Annotated in this window: 13 protein-coding genes and 1 other annotated feature (1 of these 14 only partly in view); of the genes, 6 read left to right on the forward strand and 7 right to left on the reverse strand. The window is 42.7% G+C overall.

Going from position 1 to position 18066, the window contains the following annotated elements; genetic code table 11:
• Nucleotides 1–53 (reverse strand) — a binding site (T-box leader); it reaches 168 nt to the left of the window's first position.
• Between the two features lie 142 nt (nucleotides 54–195).
• Nucleotides 196–3135: a transglycosylase domain-containing protein gene (locus AC0VX7_RS18570; protein WP_475425369.1), complete on the forward strand. Its 2940-nt coding sequence runs from the start codon at nucleotides 196–198 to the stop codon at nucleotides 3133–3135.
• A 108-nt stretch (nucleotides 3136–3243) separates the two neighbouring features.
• Here the strand turns inward: AC0VX7_RS18570 and acsA are convergent, their stop codons facing one another.
• Nucleotides 3244–4962: an acetate--CoA ligase gene (acsA, locus tag AC0VX7_RS18575; RefSeq protein WP_475425370.1), complete on the reverse strand. Its 1719-nt coding sequence runs from the start codon at nucleotides 4960–4962 to the stop codon at nucleotides 3244–3246.
• Between the two features lie 288 nt (nucleotides 4963–5250).
• Between acsA and AC0VX7_RS18580 the strand changes: the two genes are divergently transcribed.
• Genes AC0VX7_RS18580 through AC0VX7_RS18590 form a run of 3 tightly spaced genes read left to right on the forward strand, consistent with a single transcriptional unit; the run spans nucleotide 5251 to nucleotide 7731 of the window.
• The gene (locus tag AC0VX7_RS18580) at nucleotides 5251–5883 is read left to right on the forward strand and encodes a GNAT family N-acetyltransferase (RefSeq protein ID WP_475425371.1); all 633 of its coding nucleotides are present in this window, start codon (nucleotides 5251–5253) and stop codon (nucleotides 5881–5883) included.
• Nucleotides 5884–5914: 31 nt separating this feature from the next.
• A complete protein-coding gene (locus tag AC0VX7_RS18585) occupies nucleotides 5915–6562 on the forward strand; it encodes an acetoin utilization AcuB family protein (RefSeq protein WP_475425372.1) in 648 nt (215 codons plus the stop codon).
• Nucleotides 6559–7731, forward strand: a complete 1173-nt coding sequence (locus tag AC0VX7_RS18590) for an acetoin utilization protein AcuC (RefSeq protein ID WP_475425373.1) — start codon at nucleotides 6559–6561, stop codon at nucleotides 7729–7731. Before AC0VX7_RS18585 ends, AC0VX7_RS18590 begins: the two co-directional genes overlap by 4 nt.
• A 421-nt stretch (nucleotides 7732–8152) precedes the next feature.
• On the opposite strand, the gene ccpA is transcribed toward AC0VX7_RS18590, so the two are convergent.
• Nucleotides 8153–9151 (reverse strand): catabolite control protein A, encoded by a 999-nt coding sequence (gene ccpA, locus AC0VX7_RS18595; RefSeq protein WP_475425374.1) that lies wholly within the window; start codon nucleotides 9149–9151, stop codon nucleotides 8153–8155.
• Between the two features lie 261 nt (nucleotides 9152–9412).
• Nucleotides 9413–10486, reverse strand: a complete 1074-nt coding sequence (locus AC0VX7_RS18600; RefSeq protein ID WP_041965459.1) for a bifunctional 3-deoxy-7-phosphoheptulonate synthase/chorismate mutase — start codon at nucleotides 10484–10486, stop codon at nucleotides 9413–9415.
• A 379-nt stretch (nucleotides 10487–10865) separates the two neighbouring features.
• On the opposite strand from AC0VX7_RS18600, the gene pilM reads away from it, so the two are divergent.
• Complete coding sequence (pilM, locus tag AC0VX7_RS18605) at nucleotides 10866–13019, forward strand: pilus assembly protein PilM (RefSeq protein WP_475425375.1); 2154 nt, start codon at nucleotides 10866–10868, stop codon at nucleotides 13017–13019.
• 216 nt (nucleotides 13020–13235) lie between these two features.
• Here pilM and ytxJ read toward each other — a convergent pair whose 3' ends face one another.
• The 3 genes from ytxJ to AC0VX7_RS18620 all read right to left on the reverse strand — a co-directional run bounded on the left by ytxJ (nucleotide 13236) and on the right by AC0VX7_RS18620 (nucleotide 14691).
• On the reverse strand, nucleotides 13236–13565 hold the full coding sequence (gene ytxJ / locus AC0VX7_RS18610) for a bacillithiol system redox-active protein YtxJ (RefSeq protein WP_215033935.1): 330 nt from the start codon (nucleotides 13563–13565) through the stop codon (nucleotides 13236–13238).
• A gap of 146 nt (nucleotides 13566–13711) precedes the next feature.
• A complete protein-coding gene (locus AC0VX7_RS18615) occupies nucleotides 13712–14191 on the reverse strand; it encodes a YtxH domain-containing protein (RefSeq protein ID WP_215033933.1) in 480 nt (159 codons plus the stop codon).
• A 20-nt stretch (nucleotides 14192–14211) separates the two neighbouring features.
• Complete coding sequence (locus AC0VX7_RS18620; RefSeq protein ID WP_023626954.1) at nucleotides 14212–14691, reverse strand: DUF948 domain-containing protein; 480 nt, start codon at nucleotides 14689–14691, stop codon at nucleotides 14212–14214.
• A 619-nt stretch (nucleotides 14692–15310) separates the two neighbouring features.
• On the opposite strand from AC0VX7_RS18620, the gene AC0VX7_RS18625 reads away from it, so the two are divergent.
• A complete protein-coding gene (locus AC0VX7_RS18625) occupies nucleotides 15311–16426 on the forward strand; it encodes an aminopeptidase (RefSeq protein ID WP_475425376.1) in 1116 nt (371 codons plus the stop codon).
• Between the two features lie 56 nt (nucleotides 16427–16482).
• Here the strand turns inward: AC0VX7_RS18625 and murC are convergent, their stop codons facing one another.
• Nucleotides 16483–17784 carry a UDP-N-acetylmuramate--L-alanine ligase gene (gene murC, locus AC0VX7_RS18630; protein WP_475425377.1) on the reverse strand — a complete coding sequence of 434 codons (1302 nt, stop codon included), beginning with the start codon at nucleotides 17782–17784 and terminating at the stop codon, nucleotides 16483–16485.
• Nucleotides 17785–18066: the final 282 nt, after the last annotated feature.

An 18066-nucleotide genomic window follows, 5' to 3' on the forward strand; every position in this document is an offset into this window, starting at 1 on the left:
CGGCTTTCTGGAACATTGACAGAAGCACTACTAATTCCCTTCAAAGCTTTTCACTATAAAGTTAATAAAGCATTTTTACCATAAAGCAATACTTGTTGTCAAATTCGACATAAATTTTCAGAAAAATTCACATTAACATCTATTCGACAGCCTGTTTATGCTATAATGTATGTGATTTTAGGGGGAATGATATGAATGCATGAGGGAAAACAGGCTTGGAAAGAGAAGCTTAAATCCTTTGGTGCTTTTTTTACGAATAAAAAGACCGTAAAAGGAGCCCGGATTACTTATTCAGTTGTCTGGAACATGCTGTTGTTATTGATCATTGTATTGGTTCTCGGTGGTGGATTCGCCGCTGGTACAGGTGCCGGGTACTTCGCATCCCTTGTCAAAGATGAACAAATCCGACCTTATGAGAATATGAGGAAAGATATCTACAACTATGAAGAAACATCGGATTTATATTTTGATAACGATGTTTATCTTGGCAAGCTCCGAACGGATTTATACCGTGAGGAAGTAAAGCTTGAAGATATGTCGAAGCATTTGGTAAATGCAGTAGTCGCAACAGAAGATGAGTACTTTTATGAGCATGATGGCGTCGTTCCAAAAGCAATCATGCGCGCACTTTTCCAGGAGGTAACAAACTCAGCGACATCCTCCGGAGGTAGTACACTCACACAGCAGCTCATTAAGAACCAGATCCTGACGAATGAAATTTCCTTCGAGCGTAAAGCGAAAGAAATTCTGCTCGCCCTTCGTCTCGAGAAATTTTTTGATAAAAAAGAAATCCTTGAAGCCTATTTGAATGTCGCCACGTTCGGACGAAACGCGAATGGCAGCAACATTGCCGGTGTCCAGGCCGCAGCTCAAGGAATCTTCGGAAAAGAAGCGAAGGATCTGACATTGCCTCAGGCTGCCTTTATTGCCGGTCTTCCGCAGAGCCCGTTCGGTTACACACCGTTCAGCAGTGACCATGGCAAGCTGAAGGATCCAAAAGGACTTGAGCCTGGCCTTTCCAGATACAAGACAGTCGTTACAAGGATGCATGGAGCTGGCTTCATTTCCGATGAAGAGTTCAAGGAAGCGATCAACTACGATATCACAAAGGACTTTGTAAAAGAAGTACCTAGTGATAATACCGTTGAGGAATATCCTTTCTTGACGTTTGAAATCGAGAAGCGATCCGTTACAATCCTCGCAGAGATTCTTGCTGAACGTGATGGCTATGAACTAGAAGACTTGAAAAAAGACGATAAATTGATGGCAGAATACCAAGCACTTGCGGACCGTGACCTCCGTCAGAATGGCTATAAAATTTACACGACCATCAATAAAGAAATTTATGAAAAACACCAGGAAACAGCAAACAAATATCCGTATTATGGAAGCAACAAACCGCAGGAAGTTCCTGATCCAGATGACCCAAACAAGACGATTGTCATTGATGAACAGGTTGAAATTGGCGCCGTGCTGATTGAAAACAAGACTGGTAAAATGATTAGTTTTGTCGGCGGGCGTGACTTTGACATACAGCAAAGAAATCATGCCACTGACTCACCTAGACAAAACGGTTCTACTATGAAACCGCTGCTCGTTTATGCTCCTGCAATGGAGCTAGGGAAATTGCATCCTGGTTCTGTTCTTCCAGATGTCCAAGTGTTTTTGAATGGATCTGGCAAAGCGTGGCCTAATAACTATGATATGAGATACAGCGGCTTGACTTCAGCGAGACATGCATTGACAAAGTCTTATAACGTCCCTGCTGTTCTTGCCTACAAGAGTATCATCAACCAAAGGCCCGCAACCTTCCTGGATAAAATGGGATTCTCTAATCTGCATAAGGATGATTATGAAAACCTATCAACATCGATCGGATCATTGTCCGGTGGTGTCACTGTAGAAGAGAATACCAATGCATTTGGAACATTTGCAAATGGCGGAAAATTCATTGATGCTTATATGATTGAAAAGATTGTTGATAAGAGTGGAAACGTAGTTTTCCAGCATAAATCAGAACCGGTAGATGTTTTCAGTCCGCAGACATCATATCTTACAATCGATATGATGCGTGATGTTATTAATCGCGGAACTGCAACTGCTGTAAAAAGCAGACTGAAGTTTGGATCTGACTGGGCAGGTAAAACAGGTACTGGACACGATTTTTATGATTCCTGGTTTGTAGCTACAAATCCAAATGTATCCTTCGGGGTATGGCTTGGGTATGATCACAACAAACCATTGGAAAGGCGATATAAAGGGCTTTCATACGGCCAACGTACCCAATACATCTGGGCAGACTTAATGAACGACGCTTATGAAGTTGCTCCTCAGCTAGTCGACCCTGAAGAGCGCTTTAAGATGCCTGGCGGTATCGTCAAACGATCCTATTGTGGAGTATCTGGTTTGCTTCCATCGAGTGCTTGCTCCAAAGCAGGACTTGTTGAATCAGATTACTTTATTGCAAAGTATGCTCCATCAAAGGTTGATGACAGCCTTGTCGAGAACAAATTCGTAACCGTAGGCGATAAGCGCTATATCGCTCTTGATTCAACACCATCTGAATTCACGGATACTGGAGTGATCCTGAATCCAGAATATATGGAAAGCATCATTGGCCATAAAATCAGAGATCCGCAGCAGCTTATCCCTAAAAAGGATGCATGGAACAAGATTCTAGTTGCAGATGATAAGCTCAGTGAAAATGGCAAGACCCCGGCAGCGCTGGGAATCAAGCTTTCAGGCAAGACCATCACCTGGGGCAAGCACCCTGAAAATGATATTGTCGGCTATCGAATCTATAACAACAAGAAAAAAGTCGGCAGCATTAAAGCAGGGGCAGATTTAGTTTTCAATGCTGGAGACGGTTCATTCTATGTCACTGCTGTAGATATAGGCGGAAAAGAATCAGCACCATCCAATCTAATTGAAATTGGCCAAAAGCCAGAGCCTAAGGATCCGCCAAAGGAAGACAAACCGAAGGATCCAAAGCCAAAAGACCCGCCTCCAACTGACCCTAAACCGAAGGATCCTCCTAAGCCACCTCCACCACCACCTCCTGGAGATGGAGACGGCGACGGTGATGGTGACGGAAACGGGAACGGCGATGGGAATGGAAATGGTAACGGAAACTAGCAATAGGATATAAGTAGAAACACCGCATCTTGTTGGATGCGGTGTTTCTTTTTCCTGAAAATATATAAGAGCGTGAAGTCCGACTTCACGCTCTTCTGTACGATTCTATTAATCTTCCATTGTAGAAAGGTCTCCAGTTGGAAGGTCAAGTTCCCAGGCCTTCAATACACGGCGCATGATTTTACCGCTTCGTGTTTTCGGCAGCTTATCGCGGAACTCGATTTCACGTGGAGCAGCATGTGCAGCAAGGCCTCTTTTAACAAATTGACGAATCTCTTCAATCAATTCGTCGGACTGCTCGTAACCGTCACGCAAAGCAATGAACGCCTTGATGATTTCGCCGCGGACTGGGTCTGGCTTGCCGATGACACCAGCTTCAGCAACTGCAGGGTGTTCAACCAGCTTGCTTTCCACTTCAAACGGTCCGACACGCTCACCTGAAGTCATGATGACATCATCAATCCGTCCCTGGAACCAGAAGTAGCCATCTTCATCCATATAAGCTGAGTCACCGGAAACGTACCAGTCACCTGGCATGAAGTAAGACTCATACTTCTGAGGGTTGTTCCAGATTGTATGCATCATCGATGGCCAGCCCTTTTGGATTGCTAAATTGCCCATTCTGTATGGTGGCAATTCGTTGCCCTGGTCATCAACAATCGCAGCCTTCACGCCTGGGATTGGTTTACCCATTGATCCAGGCTTGATTTCCATGCTTGGATAGTTACAGATTAATTGTGCACCCGTCTCTGTCATCCACCAGGTATCATGGATACGCAGATTGAACACTTTCATTCCCCATCTGACTACTTCTGGATTCAGCGGCTCACCGACACTAAGGATATGGCGAAGACAGCTAAGATCGAACTTCTTCACTACCTCATCGCCCGCTCCCATCAGCATCCTGAAGGCTGTAGGGGCACTGTACCAAACAGTCACTCCGTATTCTTCAATCATCTTATACCATGTTTCCGGATTGAAACGTCCGCCGATGATTACATTGGACGTTCCTGCAAGCCATGGACCGAAAATTCCGTATGAAGTTCCTGTTACCCAGCCTGGATCCGCTGTGCACCAGTACACATCTTCTTCTTTAAGGTCAAGTACCCATTTGGCTGTCTGATAATGCTGGATCATCGCATTATGGACATGGAGAACGCCTTTAGGTTTTCCAGTTGACCCGGAAGTGTAATGTAAAATCAGGCCATCTGTACGGTCAACCCATTCGATATCAAGCTTCTTGCTCGCTTCAGATAGCTTTTGCTTGAAATCAACATACTTGTCGTTTCCCTCAATATTGTCGCCAACAAGAAGAATATGCTTCAAATCAGGAAGCTCATCGACAGGAACACGTTCAAGAAGCTCAGGTGTCGTCACCAATACCTTTGCCCCACTGTCCTCCAGTCTGTCACGGACAGCACCTTCCATGAATGCTTCAAATAATGGACCTACAATCGCGCCTAGCTTGACCGCCCCGAGAACAGCAAAATACAGTTCTGGAGAACGAGGCATGAAGATAAACACGCGGTCCCCTTTTTCCACATCAGCATAAGTTTTAAAGACATTCCCAGCTTTATTTGAATACTCCTTCATCTCTTTAAAAGTATATTTTTCCTTGCGCACCCCATCCTGATAATAAAGCGCAATTTTATTTTTCCTGAATCCTTCTGCATGGCGATCAATTGCCTCATATGCCATATTGACCCTGCCTGTTTCAGACCAGGAAAACTCTTTCTCCGCTTCGCTCCAATCAAATTGGCCATGAAGCTCTTGATAATTTTTTAAGTTATGATCCCCTTGTGTAACTGGTAGCGCTTCCACTTTCATGTATCCATCCCCCTTGGCTTTATATTTAAAATACATTATAGTATAAAAATTCGATTTTCTCAATTTTTAAAATATTAGTAGAAAATAAAGTATTGATTAAAATTTTCATTGGAGTATGTAAGTATTGAAAGTACGCACCGCTTTACGGCGGAGTATACCAATAATATTGAGGATTTTCTTTCAAAAATATTAATATTTAAATACAGAAAATTTTGTGAAAGCGCTTTTATCTGTTAGATTTTATGTATAATAGAATTATCGTTTGAATTGTTGACGGGTGGTGACTGAATGGAACATAAAAAGACTTATAACGCAAAAGAATTGAAAACTCCTCATGGCCGTTTAATCATTGAAGGCCCGATTTCTCCTGAAAAACTTGCAAGCTATGAATTCCATGAAGATTTAGTGGCGTTCCGTCCCCCTGCCCAGCAGCACAAGGCATTGGTTGAGATTGCCGGTCTGCCGGAGGGACGTATCATCGTAGCCCGCTCAGGCCATATGATTGTCGGTTATGTTACTTACCTTTATCCAGACCCGCTTGAAAGATGGTCAGAAGGAAAAATGGAAGATTTAATAGAACTTGGTGCAATCGAGGTCATTCCTGAATTCCGCGGCAGCCGAGTCGGCAAGAATTTGCTGATGGTTTCCATGATGGATGACGCGATGGAAGATTATATCATTATCACGACTGAATACTACTGGCATTGGGACCTAAAAGGAACCGGCTTGAATGTTTGGGAATACCGCAAAGTCATGGAAAAAATGATGAATGCCGGCGGCCTGACCTGGTACGCGACAGATGATCCTGAAATCAGCTCCCATCCAGCAAACTGCTTGATGGCGCGAATCGGCAAAAGAATTAAACCGGAATCAATCCAGCAGTTTGACCAACTTCGTTTTATGAACCGTTTTATGTATTGATGATACCTCATCATTCAAGGAGGATGGAACCATGATCGTCGAGGAAATTATGAAAAAGGATGTCACGACACTTTTTCCTGAAAATTCAATTGCGGATGCAATCAAGCTAATGGCAGATAAGAAGATTCGCCATATCCCAATAGTGAATAAGGACAATAGTGTGATCGGACTGGTATCTGACAGGGACATCAAGGATGCTGCCCCTTCTGTGTTCCATTGGGATGAGCATAAGGGTGAACTCGATAACCCAGTTAAATCGATTATGACAACTAATGTGATCACTGGGCACCCTCTAGATTTTGTCGAGGAAATTTCGGCCATTTTTTATGAACATAATATCAGCTGCCTGCCAATCACCAAGGATAAAAAGCTGGTAGGTATCGTCACTGAAACAGACCTTCTCCACACACTCGTTGAGCTTACAGGCGCACATCAGCCTGGCTCGCAAATTGAAGTTAAGGTACCAAACAAAGCAGGGATGCTTTGTGAAATTGCATCTGTTATCAGTATGAGGAAAGCCAATATCCAGAGTGTGCTCGTATACCCTGACCAAAAGGATGATCGTTATAAAATCCTCGTTGTAAGAATCCAGACGATGAATCCAATCGCTGTGATCGAGGACTTGAAAAAGGCCGGACATCATGTACTTTGGCCGAACCTCCCGGGAGTTTCATCATGAGCGATCGCTCTGTATTTGTCTTTTCCGAAGAGCTGCTGAATTATCGTTTCAGCAGCCATCATCCTTTCAACCAGATGAGGTTGAAACTTACGCTGGATTTGCTGCGTAAAATTGGCGCAATTGATGAGGAACATATTGTAGCGCCTCGGATGGCAACGGATGAGGAACTCCACCTCGTTCATGACCCCAATTTTGTAAATGCTGTTAAGCTTGCTGGCCAGGGAAAGCTTAAGAGTGAATCTGCGGATGGATATGGATTGGGAACGGAAGATACACCGATTTTTGCAAATATGCATGAAGCAAGCGCTTTGCTTGTCGGGGGCACCCTGACAGCAGTGGATTATGTCATGACCGGTAAAGCCAACCACGCACTTCATCTGGGCGGAGGCCTGCATCACGGCTTCCGGGGAAAAGCGTCGGGCTTCTGTATTTACAATGACAGTTCTGTAGCGATCAAATACCTGCAGGAAAAATACAATGCCCGGGTACTATATGTCGATACCGATGCCCACCATGGGGATGGCGTACAATGGTCATTTTATGATGACCCTAATGTATGCACTCTATCGATTCACGAAACCGGACGTTACCTTTTCCCGGGTACAGGAAATGTGAATGAGCGCGGCCAGGGCAAGGGCTATGGATATTCTTTCAATATCCCTGTCGACGCCTTCACAGAGGATGAATCATGGCTAGATGCCTATAGGAGTTCCCTTATGGAAGTTGCTGAGTTCTTTAAGCCAGACGTAATTCTTACGCAAAATGGAGCAGATGCTCATTATCTTGATCCATTGACCCATTTATCGTCTACGATGAGAATTTATCGGGAAATCCCAAAGCTGGCACATGAAGTCGCCCATAAATATAGCGGCGGCAAATGGATTGCTGTTGGCGGCGGAGGCTATGATATTTGGCGCGTTGTGCCAAGAGCCTGGTCACTGATCTGGCTTGAAATGATTGAAAACTCAAACTGTTATGGCAGCTTGCCGCAGGAGTGGATAGAAGAGTGGAAGGATGAAGCGCCTGTAGAATTGCCACAGGAGTGGGACGATCCTGAAGATTTATATCCGCCCATCCCGCGCAAACCGGAAATTACCGAAAAGAATGCCCAGACAGTGGAGAAAGCCTTGTATCCAATCCGTTCAAATAAGAAATCTGAAACTGTGTGAGTTAGAAACCGGGATTATTTAACCCGGTTTTTTTATGTTTTTTTAATGTATAGGATGACAGGAAAAGATAGTCCGAAGCGATATTTATGGAGTTGGTCGAATTAATTAGGGATTTGGTCGAATTAATTAGGGATTTGGTCGAAATAATTGAAAAAGTGGTCGAATTAATTCAAAATGTGGTCGAATTAATTCAAAATGTGGTCGAATTAATTGAAAAGTGGTCGAATCAATTGAAAACATTGCTAAAATAAAATAAATTCGTGGTCATTTTCACTGAAAAAGTGGCTGCTATTGTATTAGATGCTGATATATCTAAGTCTTTGGCCGGTAATTTTCTATTTTGCCACTTTTCTCATTGATACCTGCCTTCATTTTCACTGAAAAAGCCCCTTGCATCATTACACAGCAAGGGGCTTCTCAATTATTTCGTTGATTTCCTGTTTTCGATCCGGTGTGGCAGGACGACGATATTCTCATCTACGTTTTCTTTGTTCATATATTTCGTCAATAAGCGCATGGCAACTGCACCGATATCGTATAATGGCTGGACAATTGTTGTAAGCTGCGGACGTACCATAAGAGTAAGTCTTGTGTTGTCAGAAGCAATTACCTCAAAATCTTCAGGCACGCTGTAGCCGCGGTCAAAAGCACCATGAATTACTCCCAATGCCATCTCATCCGATCCGACAAGGATTGCTGTTGGCTTCGTATCAAGCTCAAGGATTCTTTCAATAGCCTCAAGACCTGAATCATACGTATAATCCCCTTCAACAACAAGCTCTTCGTTATATTCGATTCCGGCATCTTTTAATGCGCGCTTATAACCTTCAAGCTTTTTATCCTTGTTGATTGGCTCCAGCTGTGGTCCAATAACGAATGCGATTTGCTTGTGTCCTTTTTCTACAAATGTAGAAACAGCATCGAATGTTGCCTGCTCATAATCAATATTGACTGATGGAATTTCACCAGATTCCTCAATCGAGCCTGCAAGGACGATTGGTACCGGTGACTTCTTGAATTCCTCAACATGCTCGGCTTTAATATTGCCGCCCATGAAAACAATTCCGTCTACTTGTTTGCCAAGCATAGTATTTAACAGGTGCAGTTCTTTTTCAATATTTTGGTCTGAGTTGCTCAGGATAATATTGTATTTGTACATCGTGGCAATATCTTCAATTCCCCTTGCCAGCTCAGCAAAGAACGGACTAGCGATATCGGGAATGATGACTCCGACAGTCGTCGTCTTTTTGCTTGCCAGCCCTCGGGCAACAGCATTTGGACGGTATCCAAGACGGTCAATAACCTCCATGACCTTCTTCCTTGTAGCTGGCTTTACATTCGGATTTCCGTTAACAACACGTGAAACCGTTGCCATTGAAACGTTTGCTTCCCGTGCCACATCATATATTGTAATATTCATCTATTTCACTCCTTCAGGTAATAAACGGCGCTTTTCAGTTAGTTTACAGCAAAAATTGCCACAATAATCATTTTTTAAGTTTGTGATTATATGTACAAGCATAATTATGTTATTAATCATACGACATCCTTATCAATCCCGCAATCTGAACAACTTAATTTATTTATTTTTATCAATATTTCTGTTAAAATTACTTCTTTTTAAGTTACCCTTAAATGCTCCATAAAAAAACCTTCCTGATAAAAGGAAGGTTTCAGTTCTTTATACTCTCACAAATGGAGTGTTTTTCAATCCCTCTAAAAACTCATCAAACTGTTTCAAATCCATCTGCTGGGCATTGTCAGATAAAGCTATTGCTGGATCTGGATGAACCTCTGCCATGACTCCATCTGCTCCAATTGCAAGTGCAGCTTTGGCTGCTGGCAGCAACAGGTCTCTTCTGCCAGTAGAGTGGGTAACATCAACCATGACTGGGAGATGTGTTTCTTTTTTCAAGATTGGCACTGCAGAGATATCAAGTGTATTCCTTGTAGCTCTTTCGTACGTCCGGATTCCACGCTCACACAGAATGATTTGGCCATTGCCCTGTGACATGATATATTCAGCCGCATTGATAAACTCTTCGATTGTAGCGGCAAGTCCACGTTTTAGTAAAATAGGTTTATTCACAGCTCCTGCAGCTTTAAGAAGCTCGAAGTTTTGCATGTTGCGGGCGCCGATTTGGATCACATCAAGGTAGTCGACAGCGATTTCGATATCGGCAGGTGTGACAATTTCACTAATGACAGCGAGATCGTATTCATCTGCTACTCTCTTCAAAATCTTAAGTCCTTCTATCCCTAGTCCCTGGAAGTCATAAGGTGAAGTCCGTGGCTTGAAAGCTCCGCCGCGCAGCAACTTGAAGCCCTTCGCTTTAACTGCTTCAGCCACAGTCGCCACTTGTTCATATGACTCAACCGAACATGGACCGAAAACGAAGTCTGGTGTACCATCGCCGATTTTTAAACCCTTAATATCAATGATTGTATCTTCGGGCTTTTTCTTCCTGGAGACGAGAAGAGCTTTGCGGTGGTCATCCGATTGAAGCTCAAGGCCTGCCTTGAAAACTTCCTTGAAAATATGTTCTATTGTTGAATTCTCAAAAGGACCGTTATTTTTTTCCTTGATCAAATCAAGCATTTCTCTCTCGCGCACAGGGTCATAACGGTAGACACCCTGAGTTTCTTTTGCACGGCCAATTTCCTGGACGAGCAGGGCTCTTTCATTAATTAATGATAGAAGCTCTAAATTCAATTCATCCACACGATTTCTAAGCTGGTCAAGATTTTTACTCATTTTCTGTCCCGTCCTTTCGGAATTCATTTTAGTCCTAACCCTAAGACTTTTCAAACAAAGAGACACCCATTACTTCACTGCACGCTGGAAATGCGTATAATCTGATCTTTTTTAAAGCACCAGAATTTCTGATGGTGCAATTTTTATAAAATCAGCTTTCTGCAGCTCCGAACCTAAAGCAATGTCACTTCAAAGCCGATAATAGAATAGAAGCCAGATGTAATAAAATGCAGCAAATGTGCTATGAATCAAGCTCTATAATATGATAAAGGTAATTATATCTGAAAAAATATTGATTGTCACGTAAAAATTCTTTAATAATTAAACGCTTTTAAGTGATAAAGCATCGTATGAGATCTTAAGTTAGAGGGTGCATGAATTGCATGTGAATAATAAACTGTTTGCGTTAGATATAGGAACCAGATCTGTTGTGGGAATCATCCTGGAAGAATCTGATGGACATTATGAAGCCGTCGACATCATTGTCCGTGAACACAAGGAAAGGTCGATGCTGGATGGCCAAATCCATGATGTTTTGTCAGTATCCGAAATTATCACTGAAATAAAAGAGGCACTGGAAGTTTCACATGGCCCCTTAACAAAGGTCTGTGTTGCTGCAGCTGGCCGTGCTCTGAAAACTGAACAATCAAAAGCTGTAGTCGATATTTCCGGCAAGCCGATGTTTTCAAAGCAGGACATCCTCCACCTTGAATTAAGTGCAGTCCAGCTGGCACAAGCTGCTGTTGCTGGTGAAAAACACAATGATCATCACTATTATTGTGTCGGATACTCAGTACTTTATTACCAGCTTGATGGAGAAGAAATAGGAAGTCTTATTGACCAGCGAGGAAATGAAGCATCTGTGGAAATCATAGCGACCTTCCTGCCAAAAGTTGTCGTTGAATCACTGCTATCTGCTTTAGACCGGGCTGGTCTTGAGATGGACGCTCTTACTCTTGAACCGATTGCTGCAATCAATGTGTTGATTCCTGCGTCTATGAGAAGATTGAATGTTGCTCTTGTTGATATAGGCGCAGGGACATCCGATATCGCTCTCACTGATTCCGGAACGGTAATTGCCTATGGAATGGTCCCAGTAGCGGGGGATGAAATCACTGAAGCGGTTAGTGATGAATTTTTGCTGGACTTCCCTCTTGCTGAAAAAGCAAAGCGGGACCTGCATGAAAATCAGTCAATCTCAATCACAGACATACTTGGCTTTGAAACAGTGGTCAGCAAGGATGAAGCTGTACAACGTATCGCCCCTGCAATTGACCGTTTGGCAGAAACAATCGGTGAAGAAATCCTGAAGCACAATGGCAATAAATCCCCTAAAGCAGTGATGCTTGTTGGAGGCGGAAGCCTTACACCTGATCTGCCCAGGAGGATTGCTACCAAGTTGAACCTGCCGGAAAACAGGGTCGCCATCCGCGGACTAGACGCAATCAATTCCGTTTCATTTGCAGATCATATAACGAAAGGTCCTGAACTTGTGACGCCAATCGGTATTGCCATTGCAGCGAAGCAATCTCCTGTCCAATATCATACAGTTCATGTGAACGGACAGCCGGTAAGGCTATTCGAGGTCAACAAATTGACCGTTGGAGACTGTCTGCTGGCTGCCGGGATTAAAATGAACAAGCTTTACGGCAGGCCGGGGCTCGCCATGATTGTCAGCCTGAATGGCAAAAACGTGACCATACCCGGTAAGCATGGACAGCAACCCGTATTATTGAAAAATGGTTTACCTTGCTCATTCGATGATCAGGTAGATGGAGGAGATAAATTAACTGTCCAAAAGGGAGAGGATGGAGTCAGACCAGAGCTAACACTTGGCGACTTGATCGGTGAGCTTCCTTCCAAGACCGTCATTATCAACGGTAAAAGATATGAAGTTAGCGCAGGTTTAACCTGCAATAGTCTTCCTGCTTCGATGTCCCAACCTGTCGCAGACAGAGACGAGATCGTTTTTGACATGGCCGCCACTGTTGAAGGCGTTCTAAAGGAGCTTAAACTCGCAGAGCTCCTTAATGACACTCGCCCATTTTTTATAAAGATTGACGATATAGAACACAAAATCACAGAGTTCATGGGAAAAATTTATGTAAACGGCCTGGCAGCAAAATTGCAAAATAAAATTGACCATCTTGATGACATCCGTTTTGAAAAAGGTACGGAATCTACCCTTAGAAGACTGGTAGAAATACTGGGGATACCTGTTTCTGAATCAATGCCGATCTTTTTCAACGGCCAGCAAATCCAGCTTCAACAGGAATTAATTCAATTCACCCGTGATGGCAGTAAGCTTGGGATGGACGAACCCATACATAGCGGGGACCATCTATCCACAAAGCAAAAGGATGTCCAGCCGTTTATCTTTCAGGACTTATTCAACTTTGCACAGGTTGATATCCCTAAAGACAGCCGCGGATTCACCCTGTTGAAAAACGGAGAAAAAGCAGCGTTTGACGATCTTCTTGCACCTGGTGATGAGTTAAATATAATCTTCGAAAGCCCAATAAGTGTAAAGTAAAGGCTTTTTTCTCAAACTTTGTTGCTATTGACTACAATATAGAAGTGAATGAACTATGCTTCTTCGCTAAGTAGACTCTTGTTATGAGAAAAGAGCATGCCAACTTATACCGACCTACAAAATAGCTTTATATTACGTTAAAATCGGCTTTAGGATTTTAACAACAATCATTATGAAAACAGCCAAAGTAAAAAAACATCCTGTTTGGATGTTTTTTTACTTTACATTTTCTTCTTTAGCTCCCGCCAATGATTTTGCGGTGATTTTAAAATGAGAAGCATGCCATGCTACATCTGAATTCACAAATAAAATTGCCTGAGGCGATTCATGTTTAACATGGAACTTCTCAGCAATATGGTTTGATAGATCACGTGAATCCTGGACTGTTAGATAATATAGATTATCGTTGCCGGCGTTTTCGAACTTCGCGAATTCATCATATCCTGCAGCGCTGATTGGGCAGGTCGTGCTGTGCTTCAGCATGAAGAATGTTTCACCAGAATCGACAAGTGTGTCAAACTGTTCGATTGAATCAATCTTTTTCATACTACTCTCTCCTTTTATAAGCCTCTATGTTGCTTTCACTACTAAAAGCAACAATCCCTCTTGATTTAATAATCAAGGCGAAAACAGGCTTTTATAAAAAATAAACGGTGAAGTTATCTTACCACTTCACCGTTTCATTGACAAACTTACTGATTCAGCTTGTTTTCAGTATCATCGAAAGCTTTTTGCGTTTCTTCAAGCTTCTTTTGGATTTCTTCTCCAGTAGCAGTATGTGTGTTTTCCATAGTGCTTGTCTCTGCCATGGAAGTTGGTACTTCTTGAAGTTCGCCTTCGTCAACATCCGTGTTCTCTGAAGTATTACCGTTCTTGTTCTTCATGTCCTTCACCTTGTTGGCAATCGTAGAAGACTGCTGTGAAACAGTTTCTTTCAAGCCGCTTGCTTTCTCCTTCGCTACCGATGCAAGGTCAGCACTCTTGTTCTTTAGTGTAGAAGTTTGCTCATTAAGCGACCCTCTTAACTCTTTGCCTGACTTAGGAGCAAGCAATAGTGCAGCCAGTGCTCCGGCAAGCCCGCCAACAATTGCTCCAGCGACAAAATCTCTGGAATTATTGTTGTCCTCTCTCATCTGTCCGTTTACATCATATTGGCTTTGTTCTCTGTTCATAACTCTATCTCCACCTTTCATTAATACCGAACACGTTCACGCTGCCTCGTTACCATCTCTTCGCCTTCTAGCTGATGGTCAATCTTGGCTGTTTTTTTTGATTGCCACTTATCCCTCAACTCAAGGAATACGTTACTCCATTGAACAACCTGAGAAATCTTGTCCTTATTTTTGTCAATCTGAAGGTCCACCATTGTTTGGACATTATGAATAGATTGATTGAATCTCTGAACAGAATTTCCTACATCCTTCACAGCATTAACGACACCGTTCAAGCTCTCAGATTTTCTGGAAATATCGTCGGCCAAATTATTTGTTTTGTGCAGAAGCTCCGTCGTTTCACGAGTCACTCCATCCAACTGCTTTTCCAGGCCATCAAGTGTGCCTGATACACTGTCTAAAGTTGTTTGTAAGGATTTTAGAGTTTTGGATAACGAAACGACCAAAACCAAGAATGCAATTGCTATTACAGCAACACTTAAATACAAAATAATTTCCACTGTTGAACACCTCCGTTAGCATATGTACATTTTACCCCGCAGTTAGCGACGTAAACCACCTTGTCTAATATGTATTTCAATATAATCATACCCTTTTCCTTCCTGAATAAGAATATCTTTCTACAATTTAAAGTTCAAGATGTTTGTAATTGGAGAGAGAGTTAGTCTAGCAAAGCAGGTAAATCTTCGGGACTAGCGGATGTCTTTATTCAACCAGTGCCTCCTAGTATTGGTTACCGCATTTTCCAGAAAATCACGTTTTTGGGCGCCAATACGCTCTATTGGTGACCCATTTTTTCATATAATCACTTTTCCGGGCGCCAATACGCTTTATTGGTGACCCATTTTTCCAGAAAATCACGTTTTCGGGCGCCAATACGCTTTATTGGTGACCCATTTTTCCATATAATCACTTTTCCGGGCGCCAATACGCTCTATTGGTGACCCATTTTTCCATATAATCACTTTTCCGGGCGCCAATCGACTTCGGCGATTGTAACTGCTTCTAATTTTCACAGCTTTAGCCTTTCCAAGTTCCTGCAATGAAAAGAGTACAAACTGCGGCGTTTCGGTTACAATATGGTTATGTGCTTTATTTTAATACATAGGAGTGATTTCGGTGAAAGATCCACGGATTCAAACACTGGCGAAAAACTTGATCAACTACTCGGTCAAGCTTCAAAAAGGAGAAAAAGTCCTGATTGAAAACTTCGGCCTTCAGCGTGAGCTTGTTACGGCTCTAGTTAAAGAGGCATACGAAGCTGGTGGCTATCCATTCGTATCATTAAAGGACCACCAGGTAGACCGTTCTTTGCTTATGGGTGCCCAGCAAGAACAATTCGACATGATTGCTGAATTTGAAGCAAATGTGATGAGTAAAATGGATGCTTACATTGGCCTCCGTTCTGGAGATAACATCAACGAACACGCTGATGTTCCGGCAGATAAAATGAAGATCCATGGCAATACGGTTGGCAAGAAGGTACATAGGGACATTCGCGTTCCAAAAACGAAATGGGTTGTCCTGCGTTACCCTAATTCAGCAATGGCACAGCTTGCGAAGATGAGCACTGAAGCCTTCGAAGATTTCTACTTCAACGTTTGCAACCTTGATTACGGAAAAATGGACAAAGCAATGGACAGCCTGGCAGATTTGATGAACCGTACAGATAAGGTAAGGATTACCGGACCAGGAACTGACCTGACCTTCTCAATCAAAGATATCCCGGCTGTAAAATGTGCCGGTGAGCTGAATATCCCTGATGGCGAAGTTTACACAGCACCTGTTCGTGATTCAGTCAATGGCGTAATCACCTACAATACACCATCTCCTTACCAGGGATTCACTTTTGAAAATGTGAAGCTTACTTTCAAGGATGGAAAAATCGTTGAGGCTACCGCAAATGATTCAGAGCGTATTAACAGGATTTTTGATACAGATGAAGGTGCTCGTTATGTCGGAGAATTTGCGATTGGCGTAAATCCATATATCTTGCATCCAATGCAGGACATCCTGTTTGATGAAAAAATCGATGGAAGCTTCCACTTTACACCTGGACAGTGCTATGACGATGCATTCAATGGAAACCACTCGAATATCCACTGGGATATGGTCAACATCCAGCGCCCTGAATACGGCGGCGGCGAGATTTATTTCGATGACGTACTGATTCGCAAAGATGGACGTTTTGTCATTCCTGAGCTTGAGGTCTTGAACCCTGAGAATCTTAAATAAGTGAAAGTTTGAGGACATACAAAAGGATGCGGACCAATTGGCCGCATCCTTTTCATTTACACTTGCAATTGATTTTCATATGCTTGCTGGAACTTCTGGATATCACCTGCACCCATGAATAGGATGACACCATTTCCATGTTCTTTCAGACGTGATGTATCTTCCTCAGTGATGATTTCTGCGTCGTCGATTTTATCTTTTAGATCGGTAATCGACAATTTCCCATGAATCTCACGGGCTGAACCAAAGATTTCGCACAAGTAAACCTTGTCTGCTTTATTTAAGCTTTCTGCAAACTCATTCAGGAAAGCTTGTGTCCTGGTAAAGGTATGCGGCTGGAAAACCGCGACGATTTCACGATCAGGATACTTCTGCTTCGCAGCTTCGATTGTAACTTTAATTTCTGTAGGATGGTGAGCGTAGTCATCAATGATCACCTGGTCTGCAACCTTCTTTTCAGAGAATCTCCTCTTCACGCCCTCAAACGTTTCAAGCTGAGCCTGGATCACTTTTGATTCAATGTTTTCGTAATGGCACAAAGCAATGACAGCAAGCGAGTTCAGGACATTATGGTCTCCATATGCCGGAATCGAGAACGTGTCATAGAAATTATTCCTGACAAAAACATCAAATGTAGTGCCTTCAGTTGACTTGACGATATTGCGAGCCTGGAAGTCATTTTCTTCGCCAAAACCATAAAATACAACTGGCACCTTAGCCTGGATTTTTTGCAGCTGCTCATCATCACCGCATGCAAAGATCCCCTTTTTAACTTGCCATGACATCTCCTGGAAAGCGGAGAAAACGTCTTCGATATTGGCAAAGTAATCCGGGTGATCAAAGTCGATATTCGTCATGATTGCGTAATCAGGGAAATACGAAAGGAAATGGCGGCGGTACTCACATGCTTCGAATACAAAGTATTGAGCATCTTTGTCACCTTTCCCAGTGCCATCGCCAATAAGGAATGATGTAGGCTTGGCGCCTCTCATCACATGCGCAAGCAATCCTGTAGTCGATGTTTTTCCATGAGCCCCAGTAACCGCAACACTTGTAAAGTTTTGCATGAAATCACCAAGGAATCGATGATATCTGATGATTGGAAGGCCCAGCTTCATTGCCTCCTGAATTTCTTCATGTGTATCCGGATAGGCATTGCCTGCAATAACCGTCATCCCAGGCTGTATATTTTCCTTATCAAACGGAAGGATCTTTATTCCAGATTTCTCAAGGGCCACCTGGGTAAAAAAGTGCTTATCATAATCGGAGCCCTGTACCTGATAATCCATATCATGGAGAACTTGAGCTAACGCACTCATTCCAGACCCCTTTATACCTACAAAATGGTAAATAGTCATATAAAGAACCTCCAACAACGTCTGTATGTAACACAGTATATGACAGATATCCTGAATTGCTCATTTCGCCTATTCCCGTTATAAAACAGCGCAAAATACAATGCGGATCGTATCTGTCTCTCATGTATTGAATCATTATAACATCATTACGGTAAATAACACAGTTTCATTAATGCTGTTTTCATAAGGTGCAGCTATTTTCACAGCCCTCATAAGTATGGGCTGTTCAAAAACTACATCACCTAAGCAAAATGTCTCCATTATGACCGTAATCATCAATAA

It is taken from the genome of Mesobacillus sp. QJM3NY_10 (genome assembly GCF_056173465.1).

What these genes read in the sequence shown, in the direction of transcription:
- AC0VX7_RS18585 (WP_475425372.1), top strand. Translation starts at nt 5,915, where the DNA reads ATGATCGTCGAGGAAATTATGAAAAAGGATGTCACGACACTTTTTCCT.
- AC0VX7_RS18590 (WP_475425373.1), top strand. Translation starts at nt 6,559, where the DNA reads ATGAGCGATCGCTCTGTATTTGTCTTTTCCGAAGAGCTGCTGAATTAT.
- AC0VX7_RS18615 (WP_215033933.1), bottom strand. Translation starts at nt 14,191, where the DNA reads ATGAACAGAGAACAAAGCCAATATGATGTAAACGGACAGATGAGAGAG.
- murC (WP_475425377.1), bottom strand. Translation starts at nt 17,784, where the DNA reads ATGACTATTTACCATTTTGTAGGTATAAAGGGGTCTGGAATGAGTGCG.
- AC0VX7_RS18580 (WP_475425371.1), top strand. Translation starts at nt 5,251, where the DNA reads ATGGAACATAAAAAGACTTATAACGCAAAAGAATTGAAAACTCCTCAT.
- AC0VX7_RS18570 (WP_475425369.1), top strand. Translation starts at nt 196, where the DNA reads ATGCATGAGGGAAAACAGGCTTGGAAAGAGAAGCTTAAATCCTTTGGT.
- AC0VX7_RS18600 (WP_041965459.1), bottom strand. Translation starts at nt 10,486, where the DNA reads ATGAGTAAAAATCTTGACCAGCTTAGAAATCGTGTGGATGAATTGAAT.
- ccpA (WP_475425374.1), bottom strand. Translation starts at nt 9,151, where the DNA reads ATGAATATTACAATATATGATGTGGCACGGGAAGCAAACGTTTCAATG.
- ytxJ (WP_215033935.1), bottom strand. Translation starts at nt 13,565, where the DNA reads ATGAAAAAGATTGATTCAATCGAACAGTTTGACACACTTGTCGATTCT.
- acsA (WP_475425370.1), bottom strand. Translation starts at nt 4,962, where the DNA reads ATGAAAGTGGAAGCGCTACCAGTTACACAAGGGGATCATAACTTAAAA.